The sequence below is a fragment of the Pseudomonas sp. M1 genome, from assembly GCF_022760135.1.
GTDB lineage: Bacteria > Pseudomonadota > Gammaproteobacteria > Pseudomonadales > Pseudomonadaceae > Pseudomonas > Pseudomonas citronellolis.
On the sequence record NZ_CP094343.1, the window covers coordinates 5,276,419 to 5,290,490 of the forward strand.

At 67.3% G+C, this 14,072-nt stretch carries 14 protein-coding genes; 12 read left to right on the top strand and 2 right to left on the bottom strand.

Features of this window, described 5'->3' with window-relative positions; genetic code table 11:
• Positions 1-66: 66 nt before the first annotated feature.
• The 3 genes from PM1_RS23215 to PM1_RS23225 are packed head-to-tail and all read left to right on the top strand — an operon-like array spanning position 67 to position 2,307.
• Positions 67-792 (top strand): ABC transporter permease, encoded by a 726-nt coding sequence (locus tag PM1_RS23215; protein WP_009620704.1) that lies wholly within the window; start codon positions 67-69, stop codon positions 790-792.
• Positions 789-1,502 (top strand): ABC transporter permease, encoded by a 714-nt coding sequence (locus PM1_RS23220; protein WP_009620706.1) that lies wholly within the window; start codon positions 789-791, stop codon positions 1,500-1,502. The genes PM1_RS23215 and PM1_RS23220 overlap by 4 nt, the downstream gene beginning before the upstream one ends.
• Before the next feature lie 40 nt (positions 1,503-1,542).
• Positions 1,543-2,307, top strand: coding sequence for an ABC transporter ATP-binding protein (locus PM1_RS23225; protein WP_009620708.1), 765 nt, complete (start codon positions 1,543-1,545; stop codon positions 2,305-2,307).
• Positions 2,308-3,082: 775 nt separating this feature from the next.
• Here PM1_RS23225 and dcd read toward each other — a convergent pair.
• Positions 3,083-3,649 (bottom strand): dCTP deaminase, encoded by a 567-nt coding sequence (gene dcd, locus PM1_RS23230; RefSeq protein WP_009620709.1) that lies wholly within the window; start codon positions 3,647-3,649, stop codon positions 3,083-3,085.
• Positions 3,650-3,980: 331 nt separating this feature from the next.
• Between dcd and PM1_RS23235 the strand changes: the two genes are divergently transcribed.
• Together PM1_RS23235 and PM1_RS23240 are read left to right on the top strand one after the other, a co-directional pair.
• On the top strand, positions 3,981-4,559 hold the full coding sequence (locus PM1_RS23235) for a tetratricopeptide repeat protein (RefSeq protein WP_009620711.1): 579 nt from the start codon (positions 3,981-3,983) through the stop codon (positions 4,557-4,559).
• An 81-nt stretch (positions 4,560-4,640) separates the two neighbouring features.
• Positions 4,641-5,477 carry a hypothetical protein gene (locus PM1_RS23240; RefSeq protein ID WP_009620713.1) on the top strand — a complete coding sequence of 279 codons (837 nt, stop codon included), beginning with the start codon at positions 4,641-4,643 and terminating at the stop codon, positions 5,475-5,477.
• A gap of 60 nt (positions 5,478-5,537) precedes the next feature.
• Here PM1_RS23240 and apbC read toward each other — a convergent pair whose 3' ends face one another.
• Complete coding sequence (gene apbC, locus PM1_RS23245; RefSeq protein ID WP_009620715.1) at positions 5,538-6,632, bottom strand: iron-sulfur cluster carrier protein ApbC; 1,095 nt, start codon at positions 6,630-6,632, stop codon at positions 5,538-5,540.
• A gap of 214 nt (positions 6,633-6,846) precedes the next feature.
• On the opposite strand from apbC, the gene metG reads away from it, so the two are divergent.
• The 7 genes from metG to PM1_RS23280 all read left to right on the top strand — a co-directional run bounded on the left by metG (position 6,847) and on the right by PM1_RS23280 (position 14,071).
• A complete protein-coding gene (metG, locus tag PM1_RS23250) occupies positions 6,847-8,880 on the top strand; it encodes a methionine--tRNA ligase (RefSeq protein WP_009620717.1) in 2,034 nt (677 codons plus the stop codon).
• A 108-nt stretch (positions 8,881-8,988) separates the two neighbouring features.
• Entirely contained in the window at positions 8,989-9,234 is a 246-nt protein-coding gene (locus PM1_RS23255) for a type II toxin-antitoxin system CcdA family antitoxin (protein ID WP_009620719.1), read from the top strand.
• Entirely contained in the window at positions 9,234-9,545 is a 312-nt protein-coding gene (locus PM1_RS23260; RefSeq protein ID WP_009620721.1) for a CcdB family protein, read from the top strand. The genes PM1_RS23255 and PM1_RS23260 overlap by 1 nt, the downstream gene beginning before the upstream one ends.
• 43 nt (positions 9,546-9,588) lie before the next feature.
• Complete coding sequence (rsxA, locus tag PM1_RS23265; protein WP_009620723.1) at positions 9,589-10,173, top strand: electron transport complex subunit RsxA; 585 nt, start codon at positions 9,589-9,591, stop codon at positions 10,171-10,173.
• The gene (gene rsxB / locus PM1_RS23270) at positions 10,170-10,736 is read left to right on the top strand and encodes an electron transport complex subunit RsxB (protein ID WP_009620724.1); all 567 of its coding nucleotides are present in this window, start codon (positions 10,170-10,172) and stop codon (positions 10,734-10,736) included. The genes rsxA and rsxB overlap by 4 nt, the downstream gene beginning before the upstream one ends.
• Positions 10,733-13,030, top strand: coding sequence for an electron transport complex subunit RsxC (gene rsxC / locus PM1_RS23275; RefSeq protein ID WP_009620725.1), 2,298 nt, complete (start codon positions 10,733-10,735; stop codon positions 13,028-13,030). The genes rsxB and rsxC overlap by 4 nt, the downstream gene beginning before the upstream one ends.
• Before the next feature lie 3 nt (positions 13,031-13,033).
• Positions 13,034-14,071 carry an RnfABCDGE type electron transport complex subunit D gene (locus PM1_RS23280; protein WP_009620726.1) on the top strand — a complete coding sequence of 346 codons (1,038 nt, stop codon included), beginning with the start codon at positions 13,034-13,036 and terminating at the stop codon, positions 14,069-14,071.
• Position 14,072: the final 1 nt, after the last annotated feature.

Here is a 14,072-nt window from a genome sequence, read left to right on the forward strand (position 1 = left end):
GCTGCCTTGGCGGCTGCCGGGTGCGGTCTATTCTGCTGATAACGCCGCACAAGGAGTTGCCTGCGCATGCTCCAGGACTTCTTCCGTACCCTGGCCGAGACCATGAGCCTCAAGGGCTACGGCTCCATCCTCCTCGACGGCACCTGGATGACCGTCAAGCTGTCGATCTGCTCGCTGCTGCTGTCGGTGACCCTCGGCCTGCTGGGCGCCAGCGCCAAGCTGTCCGGCTCCAGGCTGCTGCGCTTCCCCGCCACCTGCTACACCACGCTGATCCGCGGGGTGCCCGACCTGGTGCTGATGCTGCTGATCTTCTACAGCCTGCAGACCTGGCTGGCGGACCTGACCGACTACATGGAATGGGACTACATCGAGATCGACCCCTTCAGCGCCGGCATCATCACCCTCGGCTTCATCTACGGCGCCTACTTCACCGAGACCTTCCGCGGCGCCATCCTCGCCGTGCCGCGCGGTCAGCTGGAGGCGGCCAGCGCCTACGGCCTGACGCGCCTGCAGCGCTTCCGCTTCGTGCTCTTCCCGCAGATGATGCGCTTCGCCCTGCCGGGGGTGGGCAACAACTGGATGGTGCTGATCAAGTCCACCGCGCTGGTCTCCATCATCGGCCTCTCCGACGTGGTGCGCGCCGCCCAGGACGCCGGCAAGAGCAGCTACCGCCTGCTGTTCTTCCTGCTGGTGGCCGGGGCCATCTACCTGCTCTTCACCACCGTCTCCAACATCGTGCTCAACGCCCTTGAGCGCCGCTACGCCATCGGCGTGCGCGAGGCCCTGCGATGATCGAGTTGCTGCAGCAGTACGGCAAGGCCTTCCTCTGGAGCGACGGCTACCACATCACCGGCCTGGCCATGACGCTCTGGCTGCTGACGGTGTCCATCGCCTTCGGCTTCACCTTCGCCATTCCCCTGTCCATCGCCCGCGTCTCGCGCAACCCGCTGCTGCGCTGGCCGGTGCAGTTCTACACTTACGTGTTCCGCGGCACGCCGCTCTACATCCAGTTGCTGGTCTGCTACACCGGCATCTACAGCGTGGCGGCGGTGCGCGAGCAGCCGATCCTCGACGCCTTCTTCCGCAACGGCCTGAACTGCACGCTGCTGGCCTTCGCCCTGAACACCTGCGCCTACACCACCGAGATATTCGCCGGGGCCATCCGCAACATCGCCCACGGCGAGGTCGAGGCGGCCCGCGCCTACGGCCTGAGCGGCTGGCGCCTGTACCGCTACGTGATCATGCCCTCGGCGCTGCGCCGCGCGCTGCCCTACTACAGCAACGAGGTGATCCTCATGCTGCACTCCACTACCGTGGCCTTCACCGCCACGGTGCCGGACATCATGAAGATCGCCCGCGACGCCAACGCCGCCACCTTCCTCTCCTTCCAGTCCTTCGGCATAGCCGCGGCGCTGTACCTGGTGACCTCCTTCACCCTGGTCGGCCTGTTCCGCCTCGCCGAACGCCGCTGGCTGGCCTTCCTCGGCCCCAGCCATGGCTGAACCCATCCCGGCCGCGCGGCGGTCGTAACCTGAGGACTCCATGACCACACTGAAGATCGAAGGCCTGTACAAGCGCTACGGCGACAACGAGGTGCTCAAGGGGGTGTCCCTGGAGACCCGCACCGGCGACGTGGTGAGCATGATCGGCGCCAGCGGCTCGGGAAAGAGCACCTTCCTGCGCTGCATCAACTTCCTCGAACAGCCCGACGAAGGCCGCATGAGCCTGGATGGCGAGGAAATCCGCATGGTCGCCAGCCCCGGCGGCATGCGCGTGGCCGACGCGGCGCAGTTGCAGCGCATTCGCACGCGCCTGGCCATGGTGTTCCAGCACTTCAACCTGTGGAGCCACATGACGGTGCTGGAGAACGTCACCCTGGCCCCGCGCCGCGTCCTGGGCGTCGAGCGCAAGGAAGCCGAGGAACGCGCGCGCAGCTACCTGGCCAAGGTCGGCCTGCCGACCCAGGTGGAGGACAAGTACCCGGCCTTCCTCTCCGGCGGCCAGCAGCAACGCGTGGCCATCGCCCGCGCGCTGGCGATGGAGCCGGAGATCATGCTGTTCGACGAACCCACCTCGGCGCTGGACCCGGAACTGGTGGGCGAGGTGCTCAAGGTGATCAAGGCCCTGGCCGAGGAAGGCCGCACCATGATCCTGGTGACCCACGAAATGGCCTTCGCCCGCGAGGTTTCCAGCCAGGTGCTGTTCCTCCACCAGGGCCGCGTCGAGGAACAGGGGCCGCCGCAGGAGGTGCTGGGCCAGCCGAAGAGCGAGCGGTTGCGGCAGTTTCTCAGTGGGAATCTGAAGTAGGGGTGGTGCCAGGCTCGGCGCTGGCGTGCCATCGGAATCCGTTCCCCTCACCCCAGCCCTCTCCCGGAGGGAGAGGGGGCTTGTCCTGAGCGGGCTGAAGATCAGGAGTCAGCCGGCAACGCCATAGTCTCGCAGGGAGCTCCGTAGCCCGCTTCACACCGAACGGTCCCCTCTCCCGCTTGCGGGGGAGGGTTAGGGTGGGGGAGCGGAGCCAAGCCCGGCTCCGTCGTGTCGTCGAAGTCCGTCCCCTCTCCCCAGCCCTCTCCCTGAAGGGAGAGGGGGCTTGTCCTGAGCAGGTTGAAGGTCAGGAGTCAGCCGGCAACGCCATAGTCTCGCAGGGAGCTCCGTAGCCCCGCTTCACACCGAACGGTCCCCTCTCCCGCTTGCGGGGGAGGGTTAGGGTGGGGGAACGGGGCCAAGCCCAGCGCCGGCGTATCGTCGAAGTCCGTCACCCTCACCCCAGCCCTCTCCCAGAGGGAGAGGGGGCCTGTCCTGAGCAGGCTGAAGATCAGGAGTCAGCCGGCAACGCCATAGTCTCACAGGGAGCTCCGTAGCCCCGCTTCACACCGAACGGTCCCCTCTCCCGCTTGCGGGGGAGGGTTAGGGAGGGGGAACGGGGCCAAGCCCAGCGCCGGCGTATCGTCGAAGTCCGTCCCCTCTCCCCAGCCCTCTCCCTGAAGGGAGAGGGGGCTTGTCCTGAGCAGGCTGAAGGTCAAGAGTCAGCCGGCAACAAAAAACCGGGCCAAAGCCCGGTTTCTCGCATCCGCCTTCAGCCTCAAGCCTTGGGCAGCGTTACCCCAGTCTGCCCCTGGTACTTGCCCCCACGATCCTTGTACGACACCTCGCAGGCCTCGTCCGACTGCAGGAACAGCATCTGCGCCACGCCCTCGTGGGCATAGATCTTCGCCGGCAGGTTGGTGGTGTTGGAGAACTCCAGGGTCACGTGGCCTTCCCACTCCGGCTCCAGCGGGGTGACGTTGACGATGATGCCGCAGCGCGCGTAGGTGCTCTTGCCCAGGCAGATGGTCAGCACGTCGCGGGGGATGCGGAAGTACTCCACGGTGCGCGCCAGGGCGAAGGAGTTCGGCGGGATGATGCAGACGTCGCTGTTGATGTCGACGAAGCTCTTCTCGTCGAAGTTCTTCGGGTCCACCACCGCCGAGTGGATGTTGGTGAACACCTTGAATTCCGCGGCGCAGCGCACGTCGTAGCCGTAGCTGGAGACGCCGTAGGAGATCACCCGGCTGTCGTCGGCGCCGCGCACCTGGCGCTCGACGAAGGGCTCGATCATCCCGTGCTCCAGGGCCATGCGGCGAATCCACTTGTCCGATTTGATGCTCATGGCGGGCGTCCCGTAGCTGCTGAAAAAGAAACGCGAATCTTACCGGCAGCGCCCGTCGGCAGCAAAGGCTGCATGACCAACGTCGAGAACACGTTGCGCACAGGGCCGCCGAAGACCTTCCAGCAATGCACGAATGCAGGCCACGAGAGTAGCGGGCCAACGCGTATTTCAGATATTGCCGAGATACTTCCGAATTTTTAAGAAAAATCTCACAAGACTCAAAAGAAACCTCACCTGCACCTTGAACCGGACGTGAAAGATACTTTGTCCCCTGCCCCGCCATAAGTTGCCTACAGCGGAAATCACAATAAACGCCCCGCAGGGAACTCCCATGAATCCAAAGATTCCCCTCCTGCTGTTTCCCTTGTTGCTGATTGCGTGCACGACAAACGACCCGAAGCCGGTTTGCGATGAACAAGGCTGTGGAGCACAACAGCCCCCAGCGTCATCTTCAGCTGTCGGCAATAACCCCACGGATATCGACGCGGACCGAGCCTCGAGCGCGCTCCTGTCCCTCGCCGCCAGCGACCCGCGCGCGGCCTACGACCTGGGGCTGCGCTATTTCCGCGGGGATGGCGTGGCCCAGGACAGCTATCAGGCGCTGCAGTGGATGCGCAGCGCCGCGGAGCGCGGGGACCTGGAGGCGCAGAAGGCCCTCGGCGGCCTCTACCTGGGCGGCCTTGAGGAAATGGGCGCGGACCCGCAGGAAGCCGAGAAATGGCTGGCGATGGCCGCGGGCCAAGGCGACCAGGAGTCGATGCAACTCCTGGCCCAGGCCCGCGCCGCCAAAAGTTCCGAAGCCGCCTATTTCAAGTGGAAGAACGACTGGCGGGAAATGACCCTGCGCTATTGGTACTCGGCCTATCCCTATCGCAGTTATTGGCGGGATGACAACTGGCACTGGCGCTAGCTGGAAGTCACAAGTCGAAAGTTTCCGCAACGGCAACTGGCAGAAGAACAAACACCCCCCAACACCAAACGGCAAAACAACATGAAATCAAAATCGAAGAGCATTGTTAAATACATGCTGGGCGCGGCCATTGCCGGCACATTGAATGGATGCGCGGCACTGGGCGGGGGGTTGATCTCGCCGGGGGGACAGCATGCCGGGGTTTCCGGCGCGGCGGCCGGCGGCAACAGCAGTGGCGCGCAGCAATCGCTGCAGCGCTGCGACAAGCCACTGGGCACCATCGCCGTGGACGACGGGCGCGAGGCCGACTGGTACGGCCCCTTCGGCAGCGCCACGCAGATGACCTCCATCGAACCCCTGCTGCGCCTGGCGGTACAGCAATCGAACTGCTTCGTCATCACCTCGATCGGCAACCAGCGATCCGACGCCCGCCTGTCGCGCATCACCAAGATACAGCGGCTATCCGGCGAATACCGTGCCGGTTCTAAACAGCACAAGGGCCAGCGGGTCGCCGCCGACTATTACCTGGAACCGCAGATCATCATCAACGATTCCGCCATTGGCGGCCTGGCCGGAACCCTCGGCGGCCTGATCGGCAACGCCGCCATCGGCCAACTCGCCGGCGCGCTGCAAACCAAGGCCTCGGTGGTCACGCTCTCGCTGTTCGACATTCGCTCTTCGGTGCAGATCGCCGCAGCCGAAGGCAACTCGACCGCGACCAACTACGGAGCCGCGCTGGCCGGCTTCGGCGGTGGCGTCGGCGGAGGGCTGGGCGGCTTTTCCCGCACGCCCGAAGGCAAGGCCACGGTGGTCGCCTTCATCGATGCCTGGAACAAGATGGTCGTGTCCCTGCAGGACTACAAGGCCCAGAACGTCGAGGGCGGGCTGGGCCGTGGCGGCAAGCTGAAGGTCAACTGAGGCCACCGCGGCCATGGCGTCCGGCAAATGACGAGCGCGGCCGCCAGGCCGCGCCCTTGATCAGTCCTCGCTGATGGAGATGCTCGGCATCGCCGGCGCGTCCTTCTCGCTCAGGGCGATGCGCGCGCCCACGCAGCGGGCCATTTCCTGGTAGATCATCGCCAACTGGCTTTCCGGGTCGGCGATCACCGTCGGCTTGCCGCCGTCGGCCTGCATGCGGATGGCCATGGACAGCGGCAGCGAAGCCAGCAGTTCCACGCCGTACTGCGCCGCCAGCTTCTCGCCGCCGCCCTCGCCGAACAGGTGCTCGGCGTGGCCGCAGTTGGAGCAGATGTGCACCGCCATGTTCTCCACCACGCCCAGCACCGGGATGTTGACCTTGCGGAACATTTCCACGCCCTTCCTGGCATCGAGCAGGGCCAGGTCCTGCGGGGTGGTGACGATCACCGCGCCGGCCACCGGGACCTTCTGCGCCAGGGTCAGCTGGATGTCGCCAGTGCCCGGCGGCATGTCGATCACCAGGTAGTCCAGGTCGTTCCAGGCGGTCTGGGTGATCAGTTGCAGCAGCGCGCCGGAAACCATCGGCCCGCGCCACACCACCGGGGTGTTGTCGTCGGTGAGGAAGGCCATGGACATGACTTCCACGCCATGGGCCTCCAGCGGCACGAACCACTTCTGCTCGCGCACCTTCGGCCGGGTGCCCTCGGGAATGCCGAACATAATGCCCTGGCTGGGGCCGTAGATGTCGGCGTCGAGGATGCCCACCTTGGCCCCTTCGCAGGCCAGCGCCAGGGCCAGGTTGGCGGCGGTGGTGGACTTGCCCACGCCGCCCTTGCCGGAGGCCACGGCGATGATGTTCTTCACGTTGCTCATGCCCGGCACCTGGGCCTGAGCCTTGTGCGCGGCGATCTTCACGTCCACCTTCACCTGGGCCGAGTCCACGCCGTCGAGGGCTTCCAGGGCCATCTGCACGGTCTGCGCCAGGCCATTCCTGAACAGGCCGCAGGCATAGCCCAGCTCCAGGCCCAGGGCGATGCGCCCGCCCTGGATATCGAGATCGCGCAGGTAGCCGGCGTCGAGCAGGTTCTGGCCGGTGTGCGGGTCGGTGATCTGGCGGAGGACGGCCTCCACCGTGGCGCGGGTGACGACGCTCATGGGTTCTCCCGAAAAAAGGCTGAGCACGGTAGGCGGGAATATTAACAGCAGCGGCAGGCTATAGGTTGCAGGCTTCAGGCTTCAGGCTTCAGGCTTCAGGCTTCGGGCTTCAAGCACCGATCGCTCTTCGCTCCTACCTGTAGCCTATAGCCTGCTGCCTGCAGCCTGTTATAGTTACCGACTTCCCTCGTTTTGCCCCAATGGCCTGAGCATCATGTCCGAAAACCGCCAGATCCTCGTCACCAGCGCCCTGCCCTACGCCAACGGCTCCATTCACCTGGGCCACATGCTGGAATACATCCAGACCGACATCTGGGTGCGTTTCCAGAAGATGCGGGGCAACCAGGCGGTGTACGTCTGCGCGGACGATGCCCACGGCTCGGCCATCATGCTGCGCGCCGAGCGCGAAGGCATCACCTCGGAACAGCTGATCGACGCCGTGCGCGCCGAGCACATGACCGACTTCGCCGACTTCCTGGTGGACTTCGACAACTACTACTCGACCCATTCGGCAGAGAACCGCGAGCTGTCCTCGGCCATCTACCTGAAGCTGCGCGACGCCGGGCACATCGCCACGCGCCCGGTGACCCAGTACTTCGACCCGGAAAAGCAGATGTTCCTGGCCGACCGCTTCATCAAGGGCACCTGCCCGAAGTGCGGCACCGCCGACCAGTACGGCGACAACTGCGAAGCCTGCGGCGCCACCTACTCGCCCACCGAGCTGAAGGACCCGAAGTCGGCCATCTCCGGCGCCACCCCGGTGCTCAAGGAGTCGCTGCACTACTTCTTCAAGCTCCCGGACTTCGACGCCATGCTCAAGCAGTGGACGCGCAGCGGCGCGCTGCAGGAGTCGGTGGCCAACAAGATCGCCGAATGGCTGGACGCCGGCCTGCAGGAATGGGACATCTCCCGTGACGCGCCCTACTTCGGCTTCGAGATCCCCGAGGCCCCGGGCAAGTACTTCTACGTCTGGCTGGACGCGCCCATCGGCTACATGGCCAGCTTCAAGAACCTCTGCGCGCGCCGCCCGGAGCTGGACTTCGACGCCTTCTGGAACAAGGATTCCAAGGCCGAGCTGTACCACTTCATCGGCAAGGACATCGTCAACTTCCACGCGCTGTTCTGGCCGGCCATGCTCGAAGGCGCCGGCTACCGCAAGCCCACCGCGCTGAACGTGCACGGCTACCTGACCGTCAACGGCCAGAAGATGTCCAAGTCCCGCGGCACCTTCGTCAAGGCGCGCACCTACCTGGACCACCTGGACCCGGAATACCTGCGCTACTACTACGCCTCCAAGCTCGGCCGCGGCGTCGACGACCTCGACCTGAACCTCGAGGACTTCGTGCAGAAGGTCAACTCCGACCTGGTCGGCAAGGTGGTCAACATCGCCAGCCGCTGCGCCGGCTTCATCCACAAGGGCAACGCCGGCGTGCTGGTCGAGGCCGACCCGGCGCCGGAGCTGGCCGCAGCCTTCAAGGCCGCCGCGCCGAGCATCGCCGCCGCCTACGAAGCCCGCGACTTCGGCCGCGCCATGCGCGAAATCATGGCCCTGGCCGACCAGGCCAACGCCTGGATCGCCGACAAGGCGCCCTGGGCGCTGAACAAGCAGGAAGGCAAGCAGTCCGAGGTCCAGGCCATCTGCGCCCTGGGCGTGAACCTGTTCCGCCAGTTGGTGATCTTCCTCAAGCCGGTGCTGCCGAAGCTGGCCGAGGCCGCCGAAGCCTTCCTCAACGTCGCCCCGCTGAAGTGGAGCGACCACGAGCAGTTGCTGGCCAACCACCAACTGAACCCGTTCAACCCGCTGATGACCCGTATCGAGCCCGCGAAAATCGAAGCCATGATCGAAGCCTCCAAGGAAGACCTCGCCGCCGCCAACAAACCCGCTGGCAACGGCGAACTGGTGAAGGACCCGCTGGCCGCGGAAATCAACTTCGACGCCTTCGCCGCCGTCGACCTGCGCATCGCGCTGATCGAGAAGTGCGAGTTCGTCGAGGGCGCCGACAAGCTGCTGCGCCTGTCCCTGGACATCGGCGACGAGAAGCGCAACGTGTTCTCCGGCATCAAGAGCGCCTACCCGGACCCGAGCAAGCTCGAAGGCCGCCTGACCCTGTACGTGGCCAACCTGGCCCCGCGCAAGATGAAGTTCGGCGTCTCCGAAGGCATGGTCCTGGCCGCCGGCCCCGGCGGCGAGGAAATCTACCTGCTCAGCCCGGACAGCGGCGCCAAGCCGGGCCAGCGCGTGAAGTAAGCGGCACGCGCCGAACGCGACGCCGGCCCCGGGGCCGGCGTCGTCGTTTCTGCCTTGCCCGGGCAAGACCATGCGCATAACCTATGCGCATAAACCGTGGAGGTGCCCATGCACGCGACCTACGATCCCCAAGCCCCGAAGAAAGCCACCAACCTCAGCCTGAACAGCGACCTGCTCAAGCAGGCCCGCGAGTTGGACGTGAACCTCTCGGCGGTGCTGGAGGAAGCGCTGGCCGACGTGGTGCGCGAACGCCTGCGGCAACGCTGGCTGGAACAGAACCGCCAGGCCATCGACGCCTACAATCAGCATGTGGACGGCGCCGGCGTGTTCGCCGACGACCTGCGGAGCTTCTGATGCCGCAGTTCGACCTGTACCGCAACCCCAGCCCGCGCAGCCGCGAGGACATCCCGCTGCTGCTGGACGTGCAGAGCGACCTGCTCGCCTCGCTGAACACCCGCGTGGTGATCCCGCTCAGCCGCGGCAAGGGCCTGGCCGGCATCGAGCGGCTGATGCCCGAGGTGACGGTGGGGGGCGAAACGCTGCTGCTGCTCACCCCGCAGATGGCCGGCGTGGCGCGCCGCGAGCTGGGCGAACCGGTGGGCAGCCTGGCGCACCTGCGGTTGGACATCATCGCCGCCATCGACCTGCTGATCACGGGAATCTGAGCATGCCCAAGCTCCGCCACCGCCCGGCCCGAGGCGCCCGGCCATGACCGAACTCGCCCTGATCCTGGTCAGCGCCATCCTGGTCAACAACTTCGTGCTGGTGCAGTTCCTCGGCCTGTGCCCGTTCATGGGCGTGTCGCGCAAGATAGAGACGGCCATCGGCCTGGCCCTGGCCACCACCTTCGTGCTGACCCTGGCCTCGATCTGCAGCTACATCCTGCAGCGCTACGTGCTGCGCCCGCTAGACCTGGAGTACCTGCGCACCATCGGCTTCATCCTGGTGATCGCCGTGGTGGTGCAGTTCACCGAACTGCTGGTGAAGAAGAGCAGCCCGCTGCTGTACCGCGTGCTGGGCATCTTCCTGCCGCTGATCACCACCAACTGCATCGTCCTCGGCGTGGCCCTGCTCAACGCCAACAAGCCCGAGTACGGCTTCATCCAGTCCAGCGTGCAGGGCTTCGGCGCCGGCCTGGGCTTCTCCCTGGTGCTGGTGCTGTTCGCCGCCCTGCGCGAGCGCATCGCCATCGCCGACGTGCCCAAACCCTTCCAGGGCGCAGCCATCGGCATGATCACCGCCGGGCTGATGTCCCTGGCCTTCATGGGCTTCACCGGGCTGATCAAGCTATGAGCGCCGTGCTGCTCGCCGTCGGCGTGCTGTTGGCCCTGTGCCTGGCCAGCGGCGCCCTGCTCGGCTACGCGGCGGTGCGCTACCGCGTCGAGGGCGACCCGGTGGCCGAACAGGTCAACGCTCTGCTGCCGCAGACCCAGTGCGGGCAATGCGGCTATGCCGGCTGCAAGCCCTACGCCGAGGCCATCGCCCAGGGCGACGCGATCAACAAGTGCCCGCCCGGCGGCAGCGCCACCATCGCAGCCCTGGCCGACCTGCTCGACGTCGAGGCGCCGCCCCTGGACGCTCCGGCGGAAACCCCGCCGCGCGTGGCCTTCATCCGCGAGGCCGAGTGCATCGGCTGCACCAAGTGCATCCAGGCCTGCCCGGTGGACGCCATCGTCGGCGCCGCGCGGCAGATGCACACGGTGATCGCCGCCGAATGCACCGGCTGCGACCTGTGCGTCGAGCCCTGCCCGGTGGACTGCATCGACATGCTCGACCTGGAAGTCGGCGTGCGCGACTGGAAATGGCCGCTGCCCGATGCCCGGCTGATCGCCAGCGACCGGGAGCAGGCCGCATGAACGCCAAGGCCTGGGACTTCCCCGGCGGCCTGCATCTGCCGACCAACAAGGCGCAATCCACCGCCGGCCCCATCGTCCGGGCGCCGCTGCCCAGCCGGCTGATCCTGCCGCTGCAGCAACACACCGGCGCGCCGGCCCTACCCTGCGTGGACGTCGGCGAGCGCGTGCTCAAGGGCCAGATGATCGCCAGCCCCGGCAGCGCCATCAGCGCCGCCGTGCATGCGCCGACCTCCGGCACGGTGGTGGCCATCGGCGAGCAACCTTATCCACACCCTTCCGGCCTGCTGGCCGAAGCCATCGTCATCGACGCCGACGGGCTGGACGAATGGGTGCCCTTGCAGCCCTGCCCCGACTACCGCCAGGAAAGCCCCGCCGCCCTGCTGGAGCGCATTCGCCAGGCCGGCATCGCCGGGCTCGGCGGCGCCGGCTTCCCCACCGCCGCCAAGCTGGCCGCCCGCGCCGCCGAAGACCTGCACACCCTGGTGATCAACGGCGCCGAGTGCGAGCCCTACATCAGCGCCGACGACATGCTGATGCGCGAACGCGCCGCCGAACTGGTGGAAGGCATCGAGATTCTCATGCACCTGCTGCAGCCGCAGCAGGTGCTGCTCGGCATCGAGGACGACAAGCCCCAGGCCATCGAGGCCCTGCGCCAGGCCATCGGCGAGCGCGCCATCGAACTGCGGGTGGTCCCGACCAAGTACCCCTCCGGCGGCGAACGCCAGCTGATCCAGCTGCTCAGCGGCCGCGAGGTGCCCAGCGGCGGCCTGCCGGCGGACATCGGCATGGTCTGCGTCAACGTCGGCACCGCCGTGGCGCTGCGCGATGCGCTGATCCTCGGCCGCCCGCTGATCTCGCGCATCACCACCCTGACCGGCGCCGCCCTGGCGCGGCCGATGAACGTCGAGGCGCTGCTCGGCACGCCGGTCGGCGAACTGCTGGAATTCGCCGGGCTGGACCGCGGCCGGCTTGGCCGCCTGGTCATGGGCGGCCCGCTGATGGGCATCACCCTCGGCGACCTGCAGGCCCCGCTGATCAAAACCGCCAACTGTCTGCTGGCCGCGACCGCCGAGGAACTACCGGTGCCGCCGCCGGCGCTGCCGTGCATCCGCTGCGGCGACTGCGCCCAGGCCTGCCCGGCCAGCCTGCTGCCGCAGCAGCTGTACTTCTTCGCCCGGGGCGACGACCACGAGCAGTTGCAGGCCTACAACCTGTTCGACTGCATCGAGTGCGGCGCCTGCGCCTACGTCTGCCCCTCCAGCATCCCGCTGGTGCAGTACTACCGCGCGGCCAAGGCGGACATCCGCGAACTGCAGCTGAAACAGCAGAAGGCCGAACACTCGCGCCTGCGCTTCGAGCACCGCCAGGAACGCCTGCGCCGCGAGGAGCAACGCAAGGCCGAGGAACGCCAGGCCCGCCTGGAACGCGTCGCCCGCGCCCGCCAAGCCCAGGCTGCCGCGCCGGTGGCGGAAGCACCGCAAGCGGTCATCGAACGGGTGAAGGCGGAGAAGGCCGTGGGCAACGCCGGCGCCGACCTCAAGCGGCTGAAGATCGAAGCCAGCATGGCCCGCGTCGCCCTGCAGAAGGCCGAGAAACAACTGGCCGCCCACGACACCGAACAACTGCGCGCCCAGGTCGAGACGCTGCGCCAGGCCGCCGAGCAGGCCCGCCAGGCCCTGGAAGCCGCCGAAGCCGAACCAGCCCCCGCCGCTCCCAAACCAGCGATCGGCGACGAAGCGGTCCTGAAGAAGGCGAAGATCGACGCAGCCATGGCCCGCGCCCAATTGAAGAAGTCCGAGAAAGCCTTTGGCGAAGCGCCAGACGAACAGCAACAGACCACCCTCGCCCAGCTGCGCGAAGCCGTCGAACAGGCCGAGCGCCACCTGGCGCAGTTGCAGGCAGCGCCCGAACCCAAGGCGGAGCCCGCCGGCGACGGCATGGCGAACCTGAAGAAAGCCAAGATCGCCCTGGTCACCCGCCGCGCCGAGCTGAGGAAAGCCGAGCAGGACGGCGCCGGCGAAGCCGACCTGGCCCTGCTGCGCGAAGCCCTGGCCGAGGCCGAGCGCCAGCTGCACGCCGCCGAGGACGCCAGCGGCAAGCCGGCGCCGGACCTGCAACGCATCGACAAGCGCCCGGTGGACGCCGCCACCCGCGCCCTCAAGACCGAACTGGCCTACGCCCGCGCCGACCTCAAGAAGCTCGAACGCGAAGGCGCCGACCCAGCCCGCCTGGCCGCCGCGCGCGAGCGCCTGGCGGCGGCGGAAAACGCGCTGGCCGCGCGCGATACGGAGTGACCCATGGCCCTGCCGCGTTTTTCCTCGCCCCACGCCACCGGCGCCAATCGCACGCAGAAGGTCATGCTGCAGGTGCTAGCCGCGCTGGCCCCGGGCGCCCTGGCGCTGATCGCCCTGTACGGCGTCGGCCCGCTGTTCAACCTGCTCTGGTGCAGCGCCGTGGCCCTGGGCACCGAAGCGCTGATGCTGCACCTGCGCAAGCGCCCGCTGGCGGTGTTCCTCAAGGACGGCAGCGCGCTGGTCACCGCCGTGCTCCTGGCCCTGGCCCTGCCGCCCTACGCGCCCTGGTGGCTGAGCCTGCTGGCTACCGCCTTCGCCCTGGTGTTCGGCAAGCACCTGTACGGCGGCCTCGGGCAGAATCCGTTCAACCCGGCGATGCTCGGCTACGTGGTGGTGCTGGTGTCCTTCCCCCTGGAAATGACGCGCTGGCCCAGCCCCGACGCCGGCCTCGGCCTGGTCGACGGCCTGTCGCGCATCCTCGGCCTGGGCGCGCCGCCGCCGGACGCCTGGGCCGGCGCCACCGCCCTGGACGTGCTGAAGAACAACCACAGCCTGACCATCGACGAGCTGGTGACGCAGAGCACGGCCTTCGGCCATGTCGGCGGGCGCGGCGTGGAGCTGGTCAACCTGGCCTTCCTCGCCGGCGGCCTGTTCCTGCTCTGGCGCAAGCTGTTCACCTGGCATGCGCCGTTGGGCATGCTCGGCGGCCTGTTCGTCATGAGCTTGCTGTTCTGGAACGGCTCGGGCTCGGATTCCCACGGCTCGCCGCTGTTCCACCTGTTCAGCGGCGCGGCCATGCTCGGCGCGTTCTTCATCGTCACCGACCCGGTTTCCGGCGCCACCAGCAACCGCGGGCGCCTGGTGTTCGGCCTCGGCGTGGGTATCGTCACCTACGTGATCCGCGCCTGGGGCGGCTACCCCGACGGCGTGGCCTTCGCCGTGCTGCTGATGAACCTGGCGGCGCCGACCATCGACTACTACACCCGGCCGCGCACCTACGGGCACAAGAAGCCCAAGCGCGGCTTCAAGCTGGGGGAATGAG

Excerpts from the sequence above, each read along its gene's own strand:
- apbC (WP_009620715.1), bottom strand. The coding sequence starts at position 6,632 with ATGAGCGTCGTCACCCGCGCCACGGTGGAGGCCGTCCTCCGCCAGATC.
- PM1_RS23235 (WP_009620711.1), top strand. The coding sequence starts at position 3,981 with ATGAATCCAAAGATTCCCCTCCTGCTGTTTCCCTTGTTGCTGATTGCG.
- PM1_RS23225 (WP_009620708.1), top strand. The coding sequence starts at position 1,543 with ATGACCACACTGAAGATCGAAGGCCTGTACAAGCGCTACGGCGACAAC.
- PM1_RS23255 (WP_009620719.1), top strand. The coding sequence starts at position 8,989 with ATGCACGCGACCTACGATCCCCAAGCCCCGAAGAAAGCCACCAACCTC.
- PM1_RS23280 (WP_009620726.1), top strand. The coding sequence starts at position 13,034 with ATGGCCCTGCCGCGTTTTTCCTCGCCCCACGCCACCGGCGCCAATCGC.
- dcd (WP_009620709.1), bottom strand. The coding sequence starts at position 3,649 with ATGAGCATCAAATCGGACAAGTGGATTCGCCGCATGGCCCTGGAGCAC.
- PM1_RS23260 (WP_009620721.1), top strand. The coding sequence starts at position 9,234 with ATGCCGCAGTTCGACCTGTACCGCAACCCCAGCCCGCGCAGCCGCGAG.
- metG (WP_009620717.1), top strand. The coding sequence starts at position 6,847 with ATGTCCGAAAACCGCCAGATCCTCGTCACCAGCGCCCTGCCCTACGCC.
- rsxC (WP_009620725.1), top strand. The coding sequence starts at position 10,733 with ATGAACGCCAAGGCCTGGGACTTCCCCGGCGGCCTGCATCTGCCGACC.
- rsxB (WP_009620724.1), top strand. The coding sequence starts at position 10,170 with ATGAGCGCCGTGCTGCTCGCCGTCGGCGTGCTGTTGGCCCTGTGCCTG.
- PM1_RS23240 (WP_009620713.1), top strand. The coding sequence starts at position 4,641 with ATGAAATCAAAATCGAAGAGCATTGTTAAATACATGCTGGGCGCGGCC.
- PM1_RS23215 (WP_009620704.1), top strand. The coding sequence starts at position 67 with ATGCTCCAGGACTTCTTCCGTACCCTGGCCGAGACCATGAGCCTCAAG.
- PM1_RS23220 (WP_009620706.1), top strand. The coding sequence starts at position 789 with ATGATCGAGTTGCTGCAGCAGTACGGCAAGGCCTTCCTCTGGAGCGAC.
- rsxA (WP_009620723.1), top strand. The coding sequence starts at position 9,589 with ATGACCGAACTCGCCCTGATCCTGGTCAGCGCCATCCTGGTCAACAAC.